We start from the raw sequence: 22,087 nt of genomic DNA, 5'->3' as shown, positions 1-22,087 counted from the left end.
GGCTTGCGCATGGCATTAATGAGAGGATTTTTTGCGGCCGCCACCCCTCGGTGGCGGCCAGCGGGGGTCAGGCGATACCCGCAGTAACCGGCTCGTCCAGGCCCATCGCATGCAGGCGCGAGTAGTAGCCGTTTTGCGCCAGCAGTTGAGCGTGGGTGCCGCGCTCGACGATTTCGCCATGATCCATGACCAGGATCAGGTCGGCTTTCTCGATGGTCGACAACCGGTGAGCAATCACCAGTGTGGTGCGACCTTTCATGACCTGATCCAGTGCCGCCTGAATGTGCCGCTCGGACTCGGTGTCGAGCGCCGACGTTGCCTCGTCGAGAATCAGTAACGGTGCGTTCTTCAACAAGGCCCTGGCAATCGCCAGGCGCTGACGCTGGCCACCGGACAGCAACACGCCGTTTTCCCCGACCTGGGTGTCCAGGCCCTGCGGCATCTCCGCAATGAAGTCCATCGCGTAAGCATCCTTGGCAGCCTTTTCAATGTCGGCACGGGGTGCGCCGGCCAGGTCACCGTAAGCGATGTTGTTGGCGATGGTGTCGTTGAACAGGGTCACATGCTGCGTCACCTGCGCCACGTGTCGACGCAGATTGCGCAGACGATAGTCTTCGACTTCCACATCATCGAGCATGATTTCGCCGGTTTCGTGATGATAGAAACGCGGAATCAGGCTGGCCAGGGTCGACTTGCCGCTGCCCGAGCGACCGACCAGGGCAATCATTTGCCCCGGTGCCGCGGTGAAGCTGATGTTCTTCAGCACTTCACGCTCGGTCCCTGGATAGGTGAAGCTCAGATTGCGCACTTCCAGATGGCCGCTGACGCGATCGCGCTCGACGGTACCCTGGTCAATCTCGGGCTCGACGTCCAGCTGCTCGAAAATGCTCTCGGCACCGGCAACGCCTTTCTGAATTGTCGAGCTGACTTCCGACAGCTGCCGAATCGGCTTGGGCAGCAGGCCCGCCGCGGTGATGTAGGCCACCAGGTCACCGGCGGTGGCATCGCCGCGCAGGAACAGCACCAGGAACATCAGCACCGCCATGGCGGTGTAGATCACCAATTGCAGCATGGGCGTGTAGACCGCACCGGTCTTGGTCATGCGCAGTTGCTTGTCGGTGTTGCCCTGGCTGGCTTCGGCGAAACGACGCTCTTCATAGCTCTCGCCACCGAAGCTGCGCACCACGCGATAGCCCTGGATGGTTTCGGAGGCCACGTGAGTCACGTCGCCCATCGCCACCTGGATTTTCTTGCTCTGCTTGCGGAATTTTTTGCTGGTGCTGCTCACCATAATCGCGATGATTGGCAGGATCGCCAGCATCACCAGGGTCAGTTTCCAGTTCATCCACAACAGGTAAGCGAACAGGAACACCACGGTCAGGCCTTCACGAATGACCACTTTGATGGCGTCCGTGGCCGCACCGGTGACCATGGTCACGTTGAAGGTGATGCGCGAAATCAGGTGCCCGGAGTTATGGGTGTCGAAATAACGGTTGGGCAATACCAGCAACTTGTTGAACAGCTCGACTCGCAAGTCGTGGACCAGCCCCAACGATACTTTGGCCAGGTAGTAGTTGCCCAGGAAAGACCCCAGGCCTTGCCAGGCGGCGATCAGGATGATCAGCAGCGGCACGGCCATCAGCAACTGCAAGTCTTTCAGGTAGGGAACAGTCGGGAAGAGCACCGCTTCAGGGTTGCTCAGACCATCGACGAAATATTTGAGAATCCCTGCGAGCATGGGCTGCGTCGAGGCAAAAATCACAAAGCCGACGATACTGATGGCAAACATGCCCCAGTACGGGCGCACATACGACAGCAGGCGCAGGTAAATCTTCAAGCTCGACGGCGCAGGCGAATCAGGGCTGGTCATGAGAACCCGTTGTATGAGAAAAGAGCCCGCGAGTGTAACACAGGCCATTTTAGTCGCTGAGCTGCGGTAACATGGCCGGCTATCCATGCCTCACGGCGCCCAACCCGGAGTATTGATGCAAGCGCTTGATCACACCCGATATCTCGCCCTGCGCGAGGGAGCACAAGTCCTTGAAGCGGATGGTTCGGGGGACAAGGTTCTGCGGTTGACGGACGGTTCAATACTCAAACTGTTTCGCCGCAAACGCCTGCTGACGTCGGCCGCGTGGTACCCGTACGCCAAACGCTTTGCCGACAACTGCGATGCGTTGCGTGAACGGCAAATCCCCTGCCCGTCGATTCGTCAGGTTTACCGTATTGCGAGTATCGAGCGCGATGCCGTGCACTACGATCCACTGCCGGGCCAGACCCTGCGTCAGCTGCTGGACATCGAGGGCGATGCCGATCCGTTGCGCGGCCAATTGGGGGTCTTCATGGCCACGTTGCATGAGCGGGGGATTTATTTTCGCTCGGCGCACCTGGGCAACATCGTGCTCACCCCCGAGCATCAGCTGGGCCTGATCGACATCGCCGACATGCGGGTGTATCGACGTCCGCTGCGCAAGACTCTGCGACTGCGCAACTTCAAGCATATGGTGCGCTACCCGCAAGATCGGCAATGGTTGCTCGACGGTCGCGGCGAAGTCTTCATGCACAATTATGGCCAGACCCAGAGCATCTGCTCCCCGGAGGAACTGAGCGTCGCCCTGCAAAAATGATCTGAGCGCCTTCGCCTCCGGGGAGGAAGCGAAGGCCAGGCATTACGCCAGCGCGGGTTGTCGCGCCTTCAGCACGCGAGAGAGGATCATCGCGGCGGGCAGCAGTACCAGTGGCCACAACTCGTCAGGGTTACCAATCAGCAAACTGCCATCGAAGTTCAGCATCACCAGCGCACACGCCAGGTACATACCCCACGCGTCGCGCAGACGCCAGGCCTGCCAAAGGGAGGCGGCCATCAGCGCTACGAACAACGCCAGAGCGACTCCGCCGCTGTACAGCCCCAGGGCTACGAAAATGTTGTGCGGATGCTGAATCGGCATCCAGCCATCGAGTACCTGGGTGGTGTGGAAGTTGATGCCACAGCCCAGTGCCCAGCCGCAGTGGCGCCACTCGCCGACCATGATATGGAAAATCTCGATGCGGTATGAATCACCTCGGTTCCAGAGGGACTGGTACCAGGCTTCGTTGTGCACCACCAGGAACAGCAGGCCTAAAACGATTGCGCAAATTGCCACCGCACCGCCTACCAGCCGCGGCTTGTGGTAAATGCCGTAAAGCACCCAGAGACTAAACAGGAACACAGCCCCCACAAACGCAGTACGCGTCTGCAGGACGAAGGCTACCGCGAACACTGACAAAACGATGGCCAGGCCAGCTTCGATGTACTTTCGCGTCTTTAGCCAGATTGGCAGCGCCAGCGCCAACGCACAGAACAGCCAAATGCTGGCGTAGATGACGTTCTCCAGGCGCGCCGGAAGCAGCGCCACCCGGCCGCCGACGGCGAACTCACCGGTGGCCCAACCGTAGAGCGCGCTGCCGAAAATGTACAACGTCAGAATCCAGAACTGAGCGCGAACAAACGCCGCACTGCGGAAGAACTGCGGATCGGTGAAGGCGCCGGCCACCATGACGAACATCAGTACATAGAAGATGTGTTTGTAGAACTGCATCTGCCCTGCAATCGTCGCAGGCACCAGAAACCATAGAATGAACGCCAGCCAACCCCACGCCAGCGGCTCCTTGAGCAAGCCCGCACCGCGTTCCTTGATCAGGAAGATCAGGCCCGGCAATACCATCAAGGCGTAGAACAGGTTGTTGGTCCACTTCGACGACCAGCCCACCACAAAGCTCAAAAGGAACAAACAGAGCGCCGTTCCGAAATACGCCATTGTGTTCTTTCCTGGCTTCATGCCGCTAAATTCCATGTAGCACCCAACCTATTGCCAGACCCAAGATAAGAGCTGCGATCAGCTTCAGCCGATCGAGACGTTTACGCCGTAATTTGTTCTCCCGCTCCTTCGGGACCACCACATGCTCACCGAAACCGGTGTGTAATACCGCGTCGTTTTCCAGAATCAACGCGTAGCGGTTTTCGCCAGCATACAGACGCGACAGGTCTTTCTCCCCGGAAAATCCGGAATACGGTGCATGCATCAAGTAATCCGCGCGACGGCGCAGCCCTGGATTAAAGGAAAAACCTTGCCACTCGGCTTTTTGCGAGCCCAGTACGTAGAAAGGAATGCCATGGCTGACTTTGCGCTCGTTCAGGAACACGTAAGGGCTGTGAACCATCAGGTCATGATTGAAGCTGCGCAGCCACACTTGCAGTGCCTGCGGATCTTCTTCCAGCAAGCATTGGGACTCTTCGATGAACCCTTCGCGGTAGAAGTCCCAGTCGTCTTCACAGTGGAAAATCCACGATGTCTGCACCTGAGCATAAGCAGCATCGATGGACCGCAACTGCCCCAGGCGTGGCTTGTTGATGAAGAACTGGGTATGCGCCCTCCAGTGCTCCGGAATACAGGCCTCTACGGCGCTGTCGCCGGAGTCCTCTGTAATGAACACCTTACGGATGGGAGCCGTGTTGAACCGGTCAAACGTCTCGAGGGTACGCTTCAACAGATCGAAGCGACCGCAACTAGTGATTACAACCGAAATGTCGCTAGTCTCGCTGAACAGCATTTATTTGCACCGCACCATAGGTTGTTTAATTGCCCGGCTTCACAGCCCCAGCGACAAGCGTAATTTTTCTTTCCAGCCCAGCGGGACATGCTCGCGCAGCGGCGCACGCAGGGCGTCGACAATCGCATGCCCTACAGCCCGGAACGTGTAACGCTGCTCTACCAAAGCCTGTCCGGCCAATGAAATGGTCTCGGTCAGCTGAGGGGACTCGCGCAACACCGCCAGTTTTTCCCTGAGTTCGTCGCGGGTTCGATAGAGCACGATGTTGTGCATATCGACAAACCCCAGCGCGCGATTCTCGGCTTCCCCTTGATCGTAAGCAAACAGCACACAACCACAGGCCATGGCCTCGAAATTCTTGATCATGTATTCGCCCATGCCGACGTCGGCACTCACGAAGTAACGGATCCGGCTCAACGTCTCGCAGTATTCTTCACCCGACTTGGTGCGGGTGATCAGCAGGTTTTCCACTTCGGCCACGGACTCGAGCATGGCCTTGCGCCCGGCATACGCCACGCTGTTGAGACTGCCGACAAAACCCAGCTCGATATCCCGTTCACGCTGGCAGTTTTGCAACAGTGCCTGATCGTAGCCCTTGGGCACGAAATGCGCGTCAAACCCTTCCTCGCGCAAGCGCTGGCTGACCATGAAGCCCGAGCTGATCACCCGCGCCCAAGGCAGCTTGCGGTAATGGGCGCTGAACTTGCCGGTGTACTTGCACGGGATGTAGTTCTGGTACGCATCGTGTTCCAGAATAACCAGATTGGGCAGGGTTTGTATGAACCTCACCTGTCTGATTTCTTTTTTGAAGCGCAGGAAAAAAACAATCCGGTCGTAGCGGGTAACATCGACATGCTTGCGGAAATATCCACGCAAGTCGTCCTGCTCCGCGCTGGTCAGCTCACGCTTGTCGCAGTCGCAGTGCTCGGCGATACCGTCATACAGTCGATCGAGGATCGCTCGCTGCTCTTTCTGCACCAGAAACAGAACTTTCAATTGGTCTCTCTCTTTCCAGACAGCTCTTGGACCCAGAATAATTCGTGGCGTCGCACCGCTTTACGGAAGAACTCGTTTTCGCCGAAAGCCGGCCAGCGTCGGGCCGCCAGACAGCGTTGTATCGCCCGGCGAAGTAGACGCTTGAGGGGAAGTCGGGGCTGAAGGTCGTGCATCATGCCCAACGACATAGCCTTGTGCCACTGCTTTTCAGCCGACAAACAAAGCGCCCAGGGCCGCAACGGTTCGTGATCATTGATCTGTGGCGGCAGTGTTACACCGGTACCGGCATCACCCATTGGCCAGCGATCGTTGTCGTGTAGATGATTGGCGTAATGCAACAAGGTTTCGGGCTGCCAGGCTGTACCGTTGAGTGCCTGCATCACCGCTTGCTGTGAGCATAGATGGTCTGGGTGCGGGTCGAAACGCGGATGTGGCAAAACGATGACCTGAGGCTGGATACGCTCGATCAACTCACTCAGGTCGGCCAGCAGATTGTTCCAGGACGGTATGCCATCGACGTCACTGCCCAGGGCAAACGGATTGAACCGTCGAAAATATCGGGTATCCCCCAGTTGTGCCTCACGGGATACCACGGCCTCGGTCGGCGTGCTTTGCATGGCGGGCAATTGCAGGCAGAAATACCCCAAATGTATGCAGCGCTCCTGAGGTACACCGCCCCACAGCGGCACACTGAGACTGTCCCAGGCGCGAAGCGAGCCTTTCAACCGAGACGCTTCGACGCCATTGAGCCCCATCTGCTGATAGTGCCCGGCCTCTATTTCACCGGCAGTCAGGGTCACAATCCAGCTTTGACTGGCGCTGCTGTACAAGCCGAATGCGGCCAACTCGGCATCGTCGGCATGTGGCGCGATCACCATCACCCGTTGACGGCTGTAATCCGGATGCTCGAACACCCTGAGCACCGGCTCACCCAGCAGTCGGCAGAATCGCCCGCGCAGGCGTAACTCACCTTGCGACAGAACGTGCGCCTGACCACTGAGGTTGAGGTAACGCAGGCCGTTCACACCACGCTCGAACGTTTGCCGGTCCGGGTGGTCCCCCCCCGACAACTCGACCACGGGATCGATGAAGCGTCCCAGCCAAGTGCTTTTTATCCGCAGCGCCAAGACCAGCGTGGCGTCGTCGACCAGCATGACACCGTCGTCCAAGCGCAAACGCTCACCGTCAAGATGAACCTTGGGCTGCTGGGTGTACGGTGGAAAGCTGTACTGATAATCGTCTTTGGGCGAATAAAACAAATGGTCGGCAAACCATGCCTCGTGGGCAATCCAGCCCAGAACCGCGAGCACCAACGGCAGCCACCAGCTCACCAGCACACCCATGGCAATCAATAGCACCAGCGCGATGAGCAGACCGATGCGTTTGTTGCGCCGATGGCGCTTGAGCAATTGCTGTTTGCGGTTCATGGGCTGACTCATACGGTGAACACCGGCACAGGATTGCACCAGCGATCCTTGTATTCACGGTCGGCGCGGCCGAAAGAAAAGCGCAAGGGTTTGTCCAACGCCCGGGCATGCTCCCAGGCGCTTTGCGTATTGAGAAAACTCAGCACGCTGCCCGGACTGAATTCGCGGGTTTCAGGATCGACGCCGCCATTGATGTACTCGACGCTGATCCACTGCGGTGTCTCGACACGGTAGACCAGTTGAATCGCTATTGGCGCATCGTTGAGAAAAATCACCGAACCGATCAGCAAATCACGCAGCAACTCGATGACCTCAGCCATGCGCTCGGCCCCCGTCGCCGGGAATCCCCAGCGACGCAGGAACAAGTCGCAATAGATCGCCGCCAGTTCACTGCTGGAAAACTCGGCGACCGGCCGAACCAGTCCGCCCGCTTCTTCCAGCAATCGCAATTCACGGCGCTGGTTGTAGCGAAACTTCTTCGACAGTTCTTCGGGAGTGCGGGCCATCGCCAACTGTTCAGCCTGCAACTTGATGCCGGTGAAGCGGCCTTCATTCAGCGCCGACAGGTAGCGTCCACGATGACGTAGCGGCGCTTGTGCATCGGCTGCGGCCGGCAGGATGAACTCGGCATTACCGAGGTCGAACAGGCCTTTTTTACCGCAGCGTTTGAGTACGTCCTTGGACAAGGCGAGGTCGCGGCCCCAGGTCGGGATCGCGGCTTTGACTTCACCGTTTTGCTCCCAGGCCAGGTAGCGCACAGGAATGTCGGCCAACTGCGAAAGCCGCTCGACCACCATGGGATGAGTGGCGACGCTGCCGCCATATCGTTGCCAGGCCTGGGCATATGTCGAGGCGTCGACTACCGCCCAGCCACGTTCGCGCCAGCCTTGAAATCGGTTGAGCATCAGCCCCTCGGCGCCAGTTCGGTAACGTGCGGCAAACGCCAGAAGGCATCGCGTACCGCGCGGTCGGAGAAGCGCTCACGCAAGCGATCGAGCATCAGCTCGGCGCACTGGTGACGCTGCTGCTCGTCCATCGCGGCCAGATGTTGCAGCCCTTGAGCCAAGCGTTCAGCATCGCCCAGCGGGAACAGAATACCGATACCCTCGACCACTTCCTTCGCCCCGCCACACGCCGTGGCGAGCAAGGGCACACCGGCAGCCATGGCCTCCAGCAGCACCATGCCGAACGGTTCGTGATCGGAACTCAGGGCAAACACATCGAAAGCACGGAAATAACGTCGGGCTTCAGGCACCTGACCGAGAAACAGCACGCGGTCGCCGATACCCAGCTCACGGGCCAGGGCCTTGAGGTCCTGTTCCAGTCGACCGGCACCGAGAATCACCAATTGACTGCTGGCGGGCAAACCCGGCAACGCCGCAGCAAAACCGTGCAGCAGCGTGGTCTGATCCTTGTCCGGATGCAGCCGTCCGACATTGCCGACAACCCAGGCATCCGGCGCCAGGCCGAGGGTTTCCCGGGCCTCGCGAACCGACACCTGGCTGTCCTGCAAGGTCTGCACATCGATACGGTTATAGAGCGTCTGAATCCGCGCCGCCGGCCACTTCGGCAGGCAATGGCGCATGTCGTCGCGCACGGCATCGGAAACCCCGAGCAGGCTCAGGCGCTTGCGGAAAATATTGGCGAAGAGTTTGCGCGTGCCGCGCTTGTAATCGTCAAACGCGTGATGCACGCCAATCACCGGCAACGACGTGCCGAGCAAGGCGATATAAATAGGTTTGAAACGGTGAGCGATGCAAAAACTGAAATTGCGCGAGGCGGCGATCTTGCGCAGATCGCTGATGGCGCCCAGCTTCAGGCCACGAATGGCCTTTGAGCTGTATTCCATGAACAGCACTTCATCGCAAGCGCAGCCTGCGGCGACTTCGGCATCGGCAGCCCCGGTCAGAAACACCGTGGTCACTCGATAACCGGTCCCCGCGAACAGGCTGGCGTACTGCCGGGCGCAGTCCAGAAACGGCCCGTCATAGCCGTGACAGAACTGCAACACATGGCGTTCAGCCGAGCGTGTCATATGCGTCCGCGCCCTCTTTGACCACCAGGATGTCTTCCATGATCAGATACTGTAGATCGGAACCGAAGAACATGTTCAGGGCATCCGTCGGCGAGCAGATCATCGGTTCGCCACGACGGTTGAGCGAGGTATTCAGCGACACGCCGTTGCCGGTCAGTACTTCCAGCGCCTTCATCATGTCGTAGTAACGCGGGTTGTATTCGCGCTTGAGCACCTGGGCCCGGGACGTACCGTCTTCGTGGACGACTTCCGGTACGCGGGTTTTCCACTCTTCTGCCACTTCGAAGGTGAAGGTCATGAACGGCGCCGGGTGGTCGACCTTGATCATCTGCGGGGCCACAGTGTCGAGCATCGACGGGCAGAAAGGCCTCCAGCGCTCGCGGAACTTGATCTGGTGGTTGATGCGGTCAGCCACGCCAGTCGCACTCGGGCAACCAATGATCGAACGACCGCCCAAGGCGCGCGGACCGAACTCCATGCGGCCCTGGAACCAGGCTACCGGATTGCCATCGACCATGATTTTGGCGATGTTTTCCGGCATGTTCTCAAGCTTGCGCCAGACCGGCTTGCTCGGGTGACGGGCACACGCGGCGAGCACGTCTTCGTTGGTGTACGACGGGCCGAGGTAGACGTGTTCCATCTTCTCGACCGGCACACCACGGGCGTGGGACACATAGGCCGCCGCGCCGACCGCGGTGCCGGCATCGCCGGACGCTGGCTGCACGAACAGCTCTTTAACATCATCGCGGGCGATGATTTTCTGGTTCAGCTTGACGTTCAACGCACAGCCGCCGGCGAAGGCCAGCTTGCCGGTTTCCTTGAGCACGTCGCCCAGGTAGTGGTCGATCATCTGCAGCGAGATCTTTTCGAACAGCGCTTGCATGCTCGCGGCGTAATGGATGTACGGCTCGTCGGCGATGTCGCCTTCGCGCTTGGGACCCAGCCACTCGATCAGCTTCGGCGAGAAGTAGAAACCTTTGCCTTTCTCTTTATAACGACGCAGGCCAATGACGTTGGCATAGTCAGTGTTGATCACCAGCTCGCCGTTCTCGAACGAAGCCAGGCGCGAGAAATCGTATTTGCTGGCGTCGCCATACGGCGCCATGCCCATGACCTTGAACTCACCGTCGAGCATCTCGAAACCGAGGAACTCGGTGATCGCGCCGTACAGGCCGCCGAGGGAGTCCGGATCGAAGAATTCCTTGATCTTGTGGATCTTGCCGTTTTCTCCGTAACCGAAAAAGGTCGTGGCGTACTCACCCTTGCCATCGATCCCCAGGATCGCGGTTTTCTCTTTGAAACCGGAGCAGTGATAAGCGCTAGAGGCGTGAGCCAGGTGATGCTCGACCGGCTCGATCTTGATTTTCTTCGGATCGAAACCCAATTGCTCGAGGCACCAGACAATCTTGTTGCGATAGCGCTTGTAGCGACGGTTGCCCATCAGGATTGCGTCGAGCGCGCGGTCCGGGGCGTACCAGTAACGTTTGGCGTAATGCCAGCGAGCCTTGCCGAACAGGCTGATCGGCGCGAACGGGATCGCTACCACATCAACGTCGGATGGCTTGATGCCGGCCTGCTCGAGGCAGAACTTCGCCGACTCGTAGGGCATGCGGTTCTTTGCATGTTTATCGCGCACAAAGCGCTCTTCCTCAGCCGCCGCGACCAGCTTGCCGTCGATGTACAACGCTGCGGAAGGATCATGGCTAAGGGCGCCGGACAGGCCAAGAATCGTCAATGCCACAGGGGTCTAGCCTCTTTAGTCTGCATGCAGGCGCAAAGCGCCTCAAAGATTAATGTGCCCTCGCAAAGGGCGAGTGGCAGCTAAAGGGCGGGATTATAGCGTAAACATGGCGGGAATGACCCAGCGCTTATTACCCCCGTAAATATGATCCGGGCGAAAGCAGGCGGCATTGCTCATCCGCGGCCTGCTCGCCAATAGATGCTGAGATTGCCGTCGGTAGCCTGGCGGTAAACCGTATAGGGCAGGAGGACGGTATCGAAAACACCCGACAGGGTGAAATCCACCAATACGAACGGCAAAAGAATACCCGTGGGATCAGGCGCTGCGTTCAATACGCAAAAGTCGTAGGCCAGGCCGCTGTAGATGCGCGGGATGGATTGACAGTAGGTCTTTTGCTTTCTAAGGCTACGAGCCGCGTCTTCGTCATCCTGCAGCACTGTAACAGCGGTTCCGCAGCCTGATAAAACCAGTGCGAAAGTGCTCAGTAACACCGTCGTTTTTATTGTCAAAATCTGCCCTCCGTGAACGTCAGGCAAACTAGCATCGCGGCTATTCAGGGCACAGTTCACGGGTTCTGCAGATCATGTAGGACATTTCATAAGAACCTGTCCCTTAATCTCGGGTGGATGTTCTGGCCCCATCGCGAGCAGGCTCGCTCCCACAGTGGTCTGGTGTACACCGATCCATTGTGGGAGCGAGCCTGCTCGCGATGGGGATTCAGGCAGCGCTAGAGATATCTTTGGGAAGACGCTGATCGATGACCTGATACAGCGCGCTGCTCTCAGGCCAATTGCGCATGAACCTTGCCCGATCCCGCGCATACGCCGGGGCGAAGCTGCTGAGCGTGGCATGCTGACACATCGAATCCAGATCGATCAGCGCCCAGCGATCGTGCTGCCAGAACAGGTTATGCCCCTTGAAATCCCCGTGACTGATCCGCTCGCCAATCAGCTCGGCAAACAAATGATCCAGCGCCAGCAATTCGGCTTCCGGTGCCTCACCGCTTTCGACATAAGGCGCAAAGCGCTCGATGATGTCCGGCCCCGGTAAATACTCGGTCACCAGATAAGCCCGACTGCGCAACCAGAGAAAACGCTTCTCCAGCAACGCCAATGGCTTGGGCGTGGCGATGCCGAGAAACGCCAGGCGATTGCCTTCGCGCCAGGAGTGCCAGGCACGGCTCGGGCGCCAGAAGCGTTTGAGCCAGTGGGCAAAACCTTTGATGTTGTAGCGCTTGATCACCAGCGCACGACCCGCCACCTCGACCTTGCCGACGCTCGCCGCGCCGCCGGTCTTGTACAGATGGCCCTGATCGAGCAACGTATCGGCCTGCGCCAGCACCGGCAGCATCGCCGCCTCTTCCTCGCGGCGAATCGCCCGTAAGCCGAACGCTCCGCGCTGGACACTGAACAGCGTGCATTCGCGGCCAATCTTGATCAGGTAGTCCTTGAGACGCCAGCTGCGAACCTTGCTGATCTGCTTCTGCAACGCTTCCATGGGCAAGGCATGTTCGCCGTTGCTCAGCAGGTAATACACCAGCAATTCTTCGGTATAGGGCTCCAGCGACTTGGGCAGCTGGGCGAAAAACACCCCGAGGTTTTCCAGGACTTTCTGCCGCGACAGCGGTTGGCCAGGCGTTTCGGAGCAGACGCCGCCGCCATCGATCAAATACAACCGGCCGCGCTGGCGCAAGAGGTTGTCCAGGTGCAGGTCTTCCTGCCAGAGCCCCTTGCGATGCATTTGGCCGATAGCGCCCAATGCCTCGGCCAGCACAGCCCCTTGCATATCCGCCAGCACCGGCAAATGCTCGACCTGTTTCCAGGTTTCACCGAGACTTTCGGCGCCCTCGATGAACTCGAACAGCAGCCAGCCGCCCTCGCCGTCCTTCAGGCCATCAGCCAGCAACAACGGCGTGGTCAACCCCTGAGCCGCCAGCAACCGCACGCCGTCCAGCTCACGCTGGAAATGCCGCGCTGCCTTGCTGCCGACCAGCAACTTGGCCAGCACCGGCCGGCCACGCCAGACGCCGGCACCGACGTAACGCTGACCGGGCAATACCCGCAGCAGACTGAGCAACTGCAATTCGGCAGGCCCGGCGGCATCGGCCAATGGAATGTTCAGCGGCAGGCTCGGGCTGCGTCCTGCGTTTTTCAGTTCCGACAAACGCATCAGCGCGTCTCCTTATGAGTGCGCCGCGCGGTCAGTCGCCCCAGCCAGCTGTCGATCAGCGAACTGTCTTGCGATTGATCCAGATAGGCAGCCAGCAGCTCGCGCAACTGCGCTTCGCTCCACTCAGGCGACCGACGCAGCAACGGCTCCAGGTCTTTGGCCCGATCACGCAGACCAAACAGCAACGGCCGGGTCTTTTCCAGGTCGATCAGTTGGGCCAGATAACCGTCACCGGTGGCCTGGAGAAAAATGTGCTTGGGGTAGAAACAACCGTGAACCTGACGCGCGCCGTGCAGGCGACGAGCCAATTGCCCACAGGCCTTCAGAATGGCCGAATGCTGCGCCGAACTCAGGTCCGACCAGCGCTGCAACAGCGAATCCAGGTCATCCCAACCGTCCAGGGCACGGGTCAGCAGAATCGCCCGGACTTCGCCGTCGACTTTGCGCTCACCGAAAAACGCCGCTTTCAACGCTGGAATACCGAGCTTTTCATAGCGACTGATATTGCGAAATTCACGGGCAAAGCTCGGCTCGCCAAAGGGCGCATGCAAGGTGCGCATCTGGTAGTTGCTCTGGCGTTTGAGGTAGTAGCCATGACCTTCCAGATCCAGCCGAAACACGCTACTCCAGCCACCGCGACCGGTGTTGGGCTCATCCACAGCGTCGAGCTGCTTGGCCCAGAGTGCGTCGAAGGTGCCGAGGCCGTGACGCTCAAGCAGCGCACGGTCTTCAGCCGCCAGAAAATCAGTCATTCGCGCCCCTCGAAAAATCTCACCACGTGCCGAATCCGTTTTTTGTCGGCGTCATTCAGCCGATCACACTGGCGGTATTGCAGGTAAAAGCGCAGGCGCTGGGTAGCCGACAAGTGATATTTGGCGACCTTGTCCAGACAGGCCAGGTCCTTGGTGATCCGGTACTTGAGCCAAAAGCCGCGCCAAAAATCGCCATTGGGGCAGTCGATCAAAAACAGTCGGGGTTCATCGTCGATCAGCAGGTTGCGCCACTTCAAATCGTTATGGGTGAAGCGGTGGTCGTGCATGGTCCGGGTATAACCCGCCAGCTGCCGGCTGACGTTATCGACCCAGGCGCGGTCCGCCAGCTTTGGATCATGCCGCTCGGCCAGGGCCGACAAGTCTTCGGTATGTGGCAGCTCACGGGTGATCATTGCCCCGCGATCGTACGCCGCACCGCGACGTTCCAGGCCCCAGGCCACCACTTCGGCGGTAGGAATGCCCCACTTGGCGAAGCGCTTGAGGTTCTGCCACTCGGCTTTCACCCGAGGCTTGCCCAGGTAACGGCGCAGACCTTTGCCCGCACCCACGTAGCGTTTGACGTAATAGTTGACGCCATTGCGCTGGACGCGAATGACCTCGGACAACAGGTCGCGCGTCAGGCGTTCACCCTGAAGCGCAAACACAGCCTCAAGACTGCCGAAATCTTCTGCCAGATCGCTGTACTCAGGCTCCAGTGTCCAACCCGCCATCAGAGCGCGTCCCCGTATCGCTGTTTACGGTCGTAGAGTTTGTTGGCCTTGCCTTCGAGCCAGGCGAGCAACCCGGCTTCCTCGCCCAGAATCTGGCGCAGGGGCTGCTGGAAATACCCCTTGAGGAAACGCAGTTTGTCGCGACGGGTCAGGCCAATGTCCAGCGCCGAAAAATACAGTGCCGCCAGGTCCTTGTTGCGCCAGCGCCGGGTAATCGTCGGACGGGTCTGCGCGCGGTGCAGGTCGATCACCGAGAGCCTGAAATCGTCGGCCGTTACCGGTTTGTCGGTGTGCAGCAGAAAGTGGCAGATGTAGCAGTCGCGATGGTTGACCCCGGCGCGGTGCATCATGCCGGTCATGCGCGCGACTTCGGCGATCAGCGCACGCTTGAGTTTTGGCTCGGGCGGGTGCTTGACCCAGTCGATGCTGAAATCTTCAAGGCTGACAGTGGGCGCCAGCTCTTCGGTGACGATGAACGAATGCTGGTCCGCCGGGTTGCGGCCCTTCTCGCCGTAAGCCACGGCAGTCATGGTCGGCACGCCGACTTCTTGCAGGCGCTGGATGGCCTTCCATTCCTGGCCGGCACCGAGCACCGGCAGCTTGGCGGTGAGCAGGTTCTTGAAGATCTCGCCCCAGCCAATGCCACGGTGGATCTTTACGAAAAAGCCACTGCCATTGACTTCGGTACGCAGGGTCCGGCGCGCTTCAAGTTCGCGGTATACCTCGCCCTGGAGGTTCTCGACTTCGGCGAACGGGTCGCGTCCGGCCCAGAGGCTCTTGAACGGTTCAGCCAGCATCAACTTCATTAAGCGTGCTCCGCCAGAATCACATCGGCCGCGTGCTGCGGCATGCTGTAGAGGTCGGCCGTCTCGGCGAAGGCCAGACCATTGCGGCTCCAGGCCGCCCGTGCTTGAGCGTCGCTCAACATACCGGTCAGGTACTGGGTCAACTGCGCCTGATCGAAAGGCTCGTCCAGCACCAGACCGGCGTCGGCCTCGGCGATGTAATGGGCGTAACCACACACCGCGCTCACCAGCACCGGCAGCCCGGCCACCAGGGCTTCGAGCAACACAGTCCCGGTGTTTTCGTTGTACGCCGGGTGAATTAACAGATCGGCGCCGAGCAGAAAACGCGGGATGTCGCTGCGGCCTTTAAGGAACGTCACGTTATCGCCGAGCCCCAGTGTGGCGCTCTGCATCTGGAATAATTTGGGGTCGTCCTGGCCAATTACAAACAGCCGGGTGCGTTTCTTCAGATCGGCGGGCAATGCGGCCAGCGCCTTGAGGCTGCGATCCACGCCCTTGGTCTTGAACCCGGAGCCGATTTGCACCAGCAGCAGCTCATCGTCTTTCAGGTTGAATTCGCGACGGAAGTCGGCGCGGATCTCGGCAGCATTGGCCGGCGCGCGACGGTCCTGGGAAATGCCCGGCGGCAGCAAATGGAAGCGCTCAAGCGGCGTGTCGTAATGCTTGATGAACAGTGGCTGCTGGACTTCGGAAATCATCAGCACTTCGGTCTTGGCGTCCTTGGCGAACACGGCGCGCTCGTACTCGGCGAAGTGCCGGTAGCGGCCCCAACGACGGTACAGCGAGTTGCGCAGGTTCTGTGCCTTGTCTTCGAAGCAGCCATCGGCGGCGTAGTAGACGTCCAGACCCGGCATTTTGTTGAAGCCGATCAGCCGATCCACAGGACGCTTGGCCAGATCCGCTTCCATCCACTCGCTGAGCTTCTCGTTGCGTCGATGATTGAAGAACGCCTTGACCGGCGCCACCAACACTTCGAAGCCCGGCGGAATGTCGCCCTCCCAGATCAGCGTGTAGACCCGAATCTGATGGCCGCGTTGCTGACATTCCAGGGCGATGCGCATGAAATCGCGCTGCAAGCCCCCGAATGGAAAGTACTTGTACAAGACGAATGCCAATTGCATCAGCGCAGCTCCTCAGCCAGTAACAACGTGCTCAGTCGGGTCGCGACACGCTCGGGATTCAGACGCGTGAAGCACAGGGGCCACTCGCGCTTAAGGTCAAACTGACGGGCATCTTCGGCCGTCGGTTGATACGTACATTTCTTTTGCATACACGGCGCACAGGGGAAATCGCTGGCCATGTGGATCTGCGCTTTACCGTAGGCGCCGGTCAGGCCCGGGTTGGTCGGGCCGAACAGCGACAGCGTCGGCACGTCCAGCGCTGCGGCGAGGTGACCGAGACCGGTGTCCACCGCCACGCAGGCTTGCGCGCCGGCCAGCACTTTGCCGACACCCGCCAGGTTCAGCTTGGGCAGCACTTCGACGTGCCGCATGTCTTTGGCGATGCGCTCGGCCCGGGCTTTCTCGATCGGATTACCCCACGGTAGCTTCACCGCGACACCAAGATAGCCGACGCGCTCGGCCAACTCGCGCCAGTAGGCTTCAGGCCAGTGTTTGGTGTCCCACGTGGTGCCGTGCAGGAACACCACATAAGGATTCTTGCGCGGCAGCTCCACCAGTCGCTCGATGTTCAGGCCGTAATCGCCCAGGCCTTTGGGCAGGTCGTAACCCAGGGCCACGGCGAACAGCTGACGCACTCGCTCTACCGCGTGTTGCCCACGGGCCACGGCCAGACGCCGGGAATAGAAGCGGGCGGCAATCGGCTCGCGGGCCGAGTTTTTATCCAGCCCGGCCACCGGGGCTTTGGCGTATCGGGTCAGCAAGGCACTTTTCAGCAGGCCCTGGGCATCGATCACCAAATCATATTTGTTGGCGCGAACGCTTTGCTTGAAGCGCTTCCACTCGCCACTCTTGATGGTCTGCCAGATGTTTTTGCGCCAGCGACGGATCGCCACCGGAATCACCTTGTCCACGGCCGGGTGCCAGGTCGGGATTTCGGCGAAGCCCTCTTCAACCACCCAATCGAACTGGATGCCGGGGATCGCCCGTGCCGCGTCGGTCAGCGCCGGCAACGCGTGAATCACGTCGCCCAGCGAAGAAGTCTTGATCAGCAGTACCCGCAAACTATTTGACCTCGACCACAGTGCCCTGCAAACGTTGCAAGGCTTCGTTCACCGCTTGCGGCATGAGCTGGCGCAGGCAGTTGTAATGACCGAAACGGCATGTGCGATCGAAGCAAGGGCTGCATTCGATGCCCAGTCGCACGATCTCGACGTGCTCGGCCAGTGGCGGTGTGAAACCCGGCGACGTCGAGCCGTAAATCGCCACCAACGGGCGATTCAACGCAGCGGCGACGTGCATCAGGCCGGAGTCGTTGGACACCACCGCGTCGGCGCAGGACATCAGGTCGATGGCTTCGGCCAGGGAAGTGCCGCCGCTGAGGTTCACCGACTCTTCACGCAAACCGGGAATCAGCCGCGAGCGGATGTCTTCGCCGACGGCGTGATCGTTCTTCGAACCGAACAGCCAGACTTGCCAGCCTTCGCGGATTTTCGCTTCGGCTACCTTGGCATAGTGCTCGGACGGCCAGCGCTTGGCCTCGCCAAACTCGGCGCCGGGGCACAGCACCAACACCGGACGGTCGAGAGCCAGGCCGAACTTGGCCAATGCCGCTTCGCGAGTGACCGGGTCAATCTGCAGGCTCGGCCGGGGATACGGGGTCGGCAGTTCGGAACCCGGCTCGTAAGCCAGGGCCATGAAGCGTTCGATCATCAGCGGGTAACGTTCTTTGTCCAGCGTGCGCACGTCATTGAGCAGGCCGTAGCGGAATTCGCCACGCCAGCCGGTGCGTTTCGGGATGCCGGCGAAGAACGGCACCAATGCCGACTTCAGGGAATTGGGCAGCAGGATCGCCTGGTCGTACTGGCCGGCCAGGGATTTGCCGATGCGCCGACGCGTCGCCAACTCCAAAGCACCGTGACCGAGCGGAAAGCTCAAGGCCTGGCGTACTTCGGGCATGCGCTCAAGAATCGGCCGGCTCCACTCGGGGGCCAGCACGTCGATTTCGCATTGCGGGTGGCGCTGTTTGAGACACTGAAACAGTGTCTGCGCCATCACCATGTCACCGACCCAACTGGGCCCAACGATCAGAATTTTCATGTGGTTTCCATAAACGAGCCGGGGAGGCATACGCCTCCCCGCCTCGAGAATCACTGCGGGAGCACGGCTGCTTGCGATGGGTCATCACCTTCAACATTATTGTCGACTGTCATTCCGCTATCGCGAGCAGGCTCGCTCCCACATTGGGATTTGGTGTACATCGATCTGCGAAACACTGCAGATCTACTGTGGGAGCGAGCCTGCTCGCGATGGCGGAATGACAGTCAGCATAAATGTTGAATGTGACGACCTCATCGCGAGCAGGCTCGCTCCCACAGGGGTATCAGGTGTTGCAAATATTCCGTTTCAGCTTAGCCCCAGCTCGCGCCAGATCCGCACTACCTGCCGTCGTTCGTCCACGAACTGGTCGCCCGGTATCACCCCGGCGTCCTTCTGCAAGGCCTGCCGGTGAGCGGCTGAACGGTAGGCTTTATAGGCCTCGCGCAACAGGCTGGCGTCTTCGGCGGGCATCAGCCCTTCCTCCTCCAGCCCTTCCAGAATACGGATATTGTCCGTCCAGCGCAGCAAGGGCGGATGCGATTCGGACCACGCCAGGGCCGCGTATTGCACCATAAATTCAATATCGACGATACCTCCGGCGTCCTGCTTGAGATCGAACGGCGCCGTGGCCTCGAAGGCATTTGCTCCGGTGCCCGCCGCGGTGCTCTTGCTGCCAAGGTTATCGCGCATTTTGGCGCGCATCTCGCTGACCTCCTGGCGCAACGTCGCCAGGTCACGCGGCTTGCCCAATACCGCCGCGCGGACTTTCTCGAATGCCTGGCCGACGTCCGGGCTGCCCACCAGCACCCGCGCCCGCACCAGTGCCTGATGTTCCCAGGTCCAGGCTTCATTTTCCTGATACCGGGCAAACGCACCGAGCGAACTCACCAGCAACCCCGACGCGCCGGACGGTCGCAGACGCATGTCCACTTCATACAGCTGACCGGAGTTGGTCTGAGCCGTGAGCAAGTGAATGATCCGCTGCCCCAGCCGAGTAAAGAATTGCGCGCCGTCGATAGGCTTCGGCCCGTCGGTTTCCGCCTGCGGGTCGCCATCGTGGATGAACACCAGGTCCAGGTCCGAACCATGCCCCAATTCCAGACCGCCGACTTTCCCATAACCGACAATGATGAAGCCGGGATCGCACAACGTACCGTCGGTACGCTGCGGCGTACCGTATTTGGCCACGGTCTGGCGCCAGGCCAGGGCAAGCACTTGTTCCAGGATCGCTTCGGCGAGCCAGGTCAGGTAATCACTGACCTTCATCAACGGCAGGCTGCCGGCGATTTCCGAAGCGGCGACACGCAAGCGGTGCGCCAGCTTGAAATGTCGCAGGGCTTCCATTTGCTGCTCAAGGTCGTCCTCGGGAATCCGCGTCAAACGCTCGCGCAACTCGGCGGCCAGTTCCGGCGCCAGTGGCGGCTTGAACAGTCGACCTTCGTTGAGCAATTCGTCGAGCAGCAGCGGAAAGCGGGTGATCTGTTCAGCGATCCACGGGCTCGCGGCGCACAAGGTCAACAAGCGTCGCAGCGCGCCGGGGTTTTCGGTCAGCAACACCAGATACGCGGAACGACGGGCCACGGCTTCCACCAGCGGCAATACTCTTTCGAGCACCAGATCCGGATTGGCGTGTTCCACGGCCTGAGCCAGCAACCGTGGAATAAAGGCATCGAGGCGCTCGCGCCCCAGTCGTTGCATCGCGCGCAATTGCGGACTGCTGCGCAAACCGGCCAACGCTTTCAGGGCTTTGGTGGCATCAGCGAAACCGCCCTCTTCCAACTGACGGCAAGCGGCCTCTTCATCCTGAGCCTCTTCCCACAACGGCAGCCATTCACCGCCGACCACCACTTCGCTTTCGGTGCCTTCCTCTTCGTCGGGATCGGCAATCACCTGCCCGAAGTGCCAGGCCACGCGACCGCGCCAATACATCAGCTGTTCGTGGAAAGCGGTCCAATCGGCGAAGCCCAACATAAAGGCAATGCGCGCCTGATCCTGAGCGCCGTCCGGCAGCATCTGGGTCTGGCGGTCGGCAATCGCCTGGATCGCGTGCTCGGTGTACCGCAGGAATTCGTAGCCTTCGCGCAGTTCGCTGATCACCGCCGGCGGCAGGTAACCCTGACCTTCCAGCGTACTCAGTACTTTTAATAGAGGACGCTGCTGCAAGCTCAGGTCGCGGCCACCGTGGATCAGCTGGAATGCCTGGGCGATAAATTCGACTTCACGAATGCCACCGGAGCCGAGTTTGATGTTGTCGGCCATGCCCTTGCGCCGGACTTCCTGCTGAATCAGCTGCTTCATGGTGCGCAGCGCTTCGATGGCCGAGAAGTCGAGGTAACGCCGGTAAACGAACGGCCGCAGCATGTCTTGCAATTGCGCGCCGGCCACTTGATCGCCGGCCACCACCCGCGACTTGATCATCGCGTAGCGTTCCCAGTCGCGGCCCTGATCCTGGTAATACTGCTCCAGCGCATTGAAGCTCAGCACCAATGCGCCGGCCGAACCGTAAGGCCGCAGGCGCATGTCGACGCGAAATACAAAACCGTCGACGGTCATCGGGTCCAGGGCCTTGATCAGGCGCTGGCCGAGACGAATGAAAAATTCCTGGTTATCCAGCGAGCGTTTGACCCCGACGGTTTCGCCACCTTCGGGATAGGCGAAGATCAGGTCGATGTCCGACGACAGGTTGAGCTCCACCGCACCGAGCTTGCCCATGCCGAGAATGACCATTTGCTGCGGCTCGCCGCTGCGCCGGCCAGTCGGCACGCCGAACTGCTGACAATGCCGCGAGTACAACCACTGATAGGCCTGATCGATGCTGGCATCGGCCATGTCCGAGAGGTCGCGGCAGGTCTGGATCAGATCGCACTGACGCGTCAGGTCGCGCCAAATGATCCGCACTTGATGACGGGTACGTTGACGTCGCAGGGCGCGACCGAGCTCATCGTCGGTTTCCGCTGCATTCACCGCTGCCGCAATTTGTGCACACAGCTCGCCGGGCGCGAAATTTCGGTCCAGCTCACCGGACTGCACCAGCTCCAGCAACATCAATGGGTCACGGACACTTTGTTCAATCACGAAGTCGCTGGCAGCGGTGACGCGGGCAAATTGTGCCCAGCGTTCAGGCGTCCAGGCGGCCAGGCCATGGTCGTCGTCGAGGCCGGCGACGGCCGCTCGGAACGACTGCTCGGCGCGGGTGACAAACGGCAAGAGGATGCCAGGCAGTTCGGCAAGCGAAGGGAGGCTCATGGTCTATCCTTGATCGGCGTGTAGAGGGCTGCATGTAGTGATTCGCGAGAATGCACTACCTGATCGACTGTCGAACAAAGGTTAGAAATAGCTGAAATTTCTTTTTTTTTGGCAGACAGCATCAAGCTTTCACCTTTTCTGGTTGGCAAAAGACCAACCTTAACGATTATTCTCACAACGCAGCTGGAGGCCACAAGCCGCTCATCTGTAGTTTTACTACTCGTATATACATCCGAAAGGCTGAAATGCCCGATGATTTGTAGTAAAACTACACGCCGCCGGAACAACCTCTCGGCAATCCAAGAATTTATATCGTCTGCCCACAAGGCCAGTCGCAAACTCAGGCAACCGATTCTGGAAGCCTTTCCGCCCTGGA

18 protein-coding genes are annotated in these 22,087 nt (G+C 59.8%); 1 reads left to right on the top strand and 17 read right to left on the bottom strand.

The annotated features are described in order from the left end of the window. Positions 1 to 67 precede the first annotated feature (67 nt). Positions 68 to 1,870 (bottom strand): lipid A export permease/ATP-binding protein MsbA, encoded by a 1,803-nt coding sequence (gene msbA, locus IB252_RS19410; RefSeq protein WP_192409956.1) that lies wholly within the window; start codon positions 1,868 to 1,870, stop codon positions 68 to 70. A 115-nt stretch (positions 1,871 to 1,985) separates the two neighbouring features. Between msbA and IB252_RS19405 the strand changes: the two genes are divergently transcribed. Beyond that, positions 1,986 to 2,627 (top strand): toluene tolerance protein, encoded by a 642-nt coding sequence (locus IB252_RS19405; RefSeq protein ID WP_192409955.1) that lies wholly within the window; start codon positions 1,986 to 1,988, stop codon positions 2,625 to 2,627. Between the two features lie 42 nt (positions 2,628 to 2,669). Here IB252_RS19405 and IB252_RS19400 read toward each other — a convergent pair whose 3' ends face one another. The 16 genes from IB252_RS19400 to glnE form a co-directional block, all read right to left on the bottom strand. Continuing rightward, entirely contained in the window at positions 2,670 to 3,797 is a 1,128-nt protein-coding gene (locus IB252_RS19400; RefSeq protein WP_225607497.1) for an O-antigen ligase domain-containing protein, read from the bottom strand. 25 nt (positions 3,798 to 3,822) lie between these two features. Next, positions 3,823 to 4,590 (bottom strand): glycosyltransferase family 2 protein, encoded by a 768-nt coding sequence (locus IB252_RS19395; protein WP_192409953.1) that lies wholly within the window; start codon positions 4,588 to 4,590, stop codon positions 3,823 to 3,825. Between the two features lie 39 nt (positions 4,591 to 4,629). Next, positions 4,630 to 5,586, bottom strand: a complete 957-nt coding sequence (locus IB252_RS19390) for a glycosyltransferase (RefSeq protein ID WP_192409952.1) — start codon at positions 5,584 to 5,586, stop codon at positions 4,630 to 4,632. Further along, positions 5,583 to 7,013, bottom strand: a complete 1,431-nt coding sequence (locus IB252_RS19385) for a PIG-L deacetylase family protein (RefSeq protein ID WP_192409951.1) — start codon at positions 7,011 to 7,013, stop codon at positions 5,583 to 5,585. Before IB252_RS19385 ends, IB252_RS19390 begins: the two co-directional genes overlap by 4 nt. An 8-nt stretch (positions 7,014 to 7,021) precedes the next feature. Further along, positions 7,022 to 7,918, bottom strand: coding sequence for an antimicrobial resistance protein Mig-14 (locus tag IB252_RS19380; RefSeq protein ID WP_192409950.1), 897 nt, complete (start codon positions 7,916 to 7,918; stop codon positions 7,022 to 7,024). Beyond that, positions 7,918 to 9,048, bottom strand: a complete 1,131-nt coding sequence (locus IB252_RS19375; RefSeq protein WP_192409949.1) for a glycosyltransferase — start codon at positions 9,046 to 9,048, stop codon at positions 7,918 to 7,920. Before IB252_RS19375 ends, IB252_RS19380 begins: the two co-directional genes overlap by 1 nt. Continuing rightward, on the bottom strand, positions 9,032 to 10,789 hold the full coding sequence (locus IB252_RS19370) for a carbamoyltransferase (RefSeq protein WP_111449307.1): 1,758 nt from the start codon (positions 10,787 to 10,789) through the stop codon (positions 9,032 to 9,034). Before IB252_RS19370 ends, IB252_RS19375 begins: the two co-directional genes overlap by 17 nt. A gap of 173 nt (positions 10,790 to 10,962) precedes the next feature. Next, positions 10,963 to 11,298 (bottom strand): YceK/YidQ family lipoprotein, encoded by a 336-nt coding sequence (locus IB252_RS19365; RefSeq protein ID WP_111449309.1) that lies wholly within the window; start codon positions 11,296 to 11,298, stop codon positions 10,963 to 10,965. Between the two features lie 208 nt (positions 11,299 to 11,506). Continuing rightward, a complete protein-coding gene (locus tag IB252_RS19360) occupies positions 11,507 to 12,958 on the bottom strand; it encodes a lipopolysaccharide kinase InaA family protein (protein ID WP_192409948.1) in 1,452 nt (483 codons plus the stop codon). After that, the gene (locus IB252_RS19355) at positions 12,958 to 13,710 is read right to left on the bottom strand and encodes a lipopolysaccharide kinase InaA family protein (RefSeq protein ID WP_192409947.1); all 753 of its coding nucleotides are present in this window, start codon (positions 13,708 to 13,710) and stop codon (positions 12,958 to 12,960) included. The genes IB252_RS19360 and IB252_RS19355 overlap by 1 nt, the downstream gene beginning before the upstream one ends. Then, positions 13,707 to 14,441 (bottom strand): lipopolysaccharide kinase InaA family protein, encoded by a 735-nt coding sequence (locus IB252_RS19350; RefSeq protein ID WP_192409946.1) that lies wholly within the window; start codon positions 14,439 to 14,441, stop codon positions 13,707 to 13,709. Before IB252_RS19350 ends, IB252_RS19355 begins: the two co-directional genes overlap by 4 nt. After that, positions 14,441 to 15,247, bottom strand: a complete 807-nt coding sequence (gene rfaP, locus IB252_RS19345) for a lipopolysaccharide core heptose(I) kinase RfaP (protein WP_192409945.1) — start codon at positions 15,245 to 15,247, stop codon at positions 14,441 to 14,443. The genes IB252_RS19350 and rfaP overlap by 1 nt, the downstream gene beginning before the upstream one ends. Next, on the bottom strand, positions 15,247 to 16,368 hold the full coding sequence (locus tag IB252_RS19340) for a glycosyltransferase family 4 protein (RefSeq protein ID WP_111449314.1): 1,122 nt from the start codon (positions 16,366 to 16,368) through the stop codon (positions 15,247 to 15,249). The genes rfaP and IB252_RS19340 overlap by 1 nt, the downstream gene beginning before the upstream one ends. Continuing rightward, positions 16,368 to 17,429, bottom strand: a complete 1,062-nt coding sequence (rfaC, locus tag IB252_RS19335; RefSeq protein ID WP_008146265.1) for a lipopolysaccharide heptosyltransferase RfaC — start codon at positions 17,427 to 17,429, stop codon at positions 16,368 to 16,370. The genes IB252_RS19340 and rfaC overlap by 1 nt, the downstream gene beginning before the upstream one ends. Position 17,430: 1 nt before the next feature. Further along, positions 17,431 to 18,465 carry a lipopolysaccharide heptosyltransferase II gene (gene waaF, locus IB252_RS19330; protein WP_074873060.1) on the bottom strand — a complete coding sequence of 345 codons (1,035 nt, stop codon included), beginning with the start codon at positions 18,463 to 18,465 and terminating at the stop codon, positions 17,431 to 17,433. A 306-nt stretch (positions 18,466 to 18,771) separates the two neighbouring features. Further along, positions 18,772 to 21,711: a bifunctional [glutamate--ammonia ligase]-adenylyl-L-tyrosine phosphorylase/[glutamate--ammonia-ligase] adenylyltransferase gene (gene glnE / locus IB252_RS19325; RefSeq protein WP_192409944.1), complete on the bottom strand. Its 2,940-nt coding sequence runs from the start codon at positions 21,709 to 21,711 to the stop codon at positions 18,772 to 18,774. Positions 21,712 to 22,087 lie beyond the last annotated feature (376 nt).

It is taken from the genome of Pseudomonas sp. PDM10 (assembly GCF_014852295.1).
Classification (GTDB): Bacteria; Pseudomonadota; Gammaproteobacteria; order Pseudomonadales; family Pseudomonadaceae; genus Aquipseudomonas.
The sequence above is the reverse complement of the archived record's forward strand: the minus strand, read 5'-3'. Positions and strand labels throughout refer to the sequence as shown.

Bases quoted from the DNA above. Each gene is read 5' to 3' on its own strand.
- msbA (WP_192409956.1), bottom strand. From the start codon at position 1,870: ATGACCAGCCCTGATTCGCCTGCGCCGTCGAGCTTGAAGATTTACCTG.
- IB252_RS19405 (WP_192409955.1), top strand. From the start codon at position 1,986: ATGCAAGCGCTTGATCACACCCGATATCTCGCCCTGCGCGAGGGAGCA.
- IB252_RS19400 (WP_225607497.1), bottom strand. From the start codon at position 3,797: ATGGCGTATTTCGGAACGGCGCTCTGTTTGTTCCTTTTGAGCTTTGTG.
- IB252_RS19395 (WP_192409953.1), bottom strand. From the start codon at position 4,590: ATGCTGTTCAGCGAGACTAGCGACATTTCGGTTGTAATCACTAGTTGC.
- IB252_RS19385 (WP_192409951.1), bottom strand. From the start codon at position 7,013: ATGAACCGCAAACAGCAATTGCTCAAGCGCCATCGGCGCAACAAACGC.
- IB252_RS19380 (WP_192409950.1), bottom strand. From the start codon at position 7,918: ATGCTCAACCGATTTCAAGGCTGGCGCGAACGTGGCTGGGCGGTAGTC.
- IB252_RS19375 (WP_192409949.1), bottom strand. From the start codon at position 9,048: ATGACACGCTCGGCTGAACGCCATGTGTTGCAGTTCTGTCACGGCTAT.
- IB252_RS19360 (WP_192409948.1), bottom strand. From the start codon at position 12,958: ATGCGTTTGTCGGAACTGAAAAACGCAGGACGCAGCCCGAGCCTGCCG.
- IB252_RS19355 (WP_192409947.1), bottom strand. From the start codon at position 13,710: ATGACTGATTTTCTGGCGGCTGAAGACCGTGCGCTGCTTGAGCGTCAC.
- IB252_RS19350 (WP_192409946.1), bottom strand. From the start codon at position 14,441: ATGGCGGGTTGGACACTGGAGCCTGAGTACAGCGATCTGGCAGAAGAT.
- rfaP (WP_192409945.1), bottom strand. From the start codon at position 15,247: ATGAAGTTGATGCTGGCTGAACCGTTCAAGAGCCTCTGGGCCGGACGC.
- IB252_RS19340 (WP_111449314.1), bottom strand. From the start codon at position 16,368: ATGCAATTGGCATTCGTCTTGTACAAGTACTTTCCATTCGGGGGCTTG.
- waaF (WP_074873060.1), bottom strand. From the start codon at position 18,465: ATGAAAATTCTGATCGTTGGGCCCAGTTGGGTCGGTGACATGGTGATG.
- glnE (WP_192409944.1), bottom strand. From the start codon at position 21,711: ATGAGCCTCCCTTCGCTTGCCGAACTGCCTGGCATCCTCTTGCCGTTT.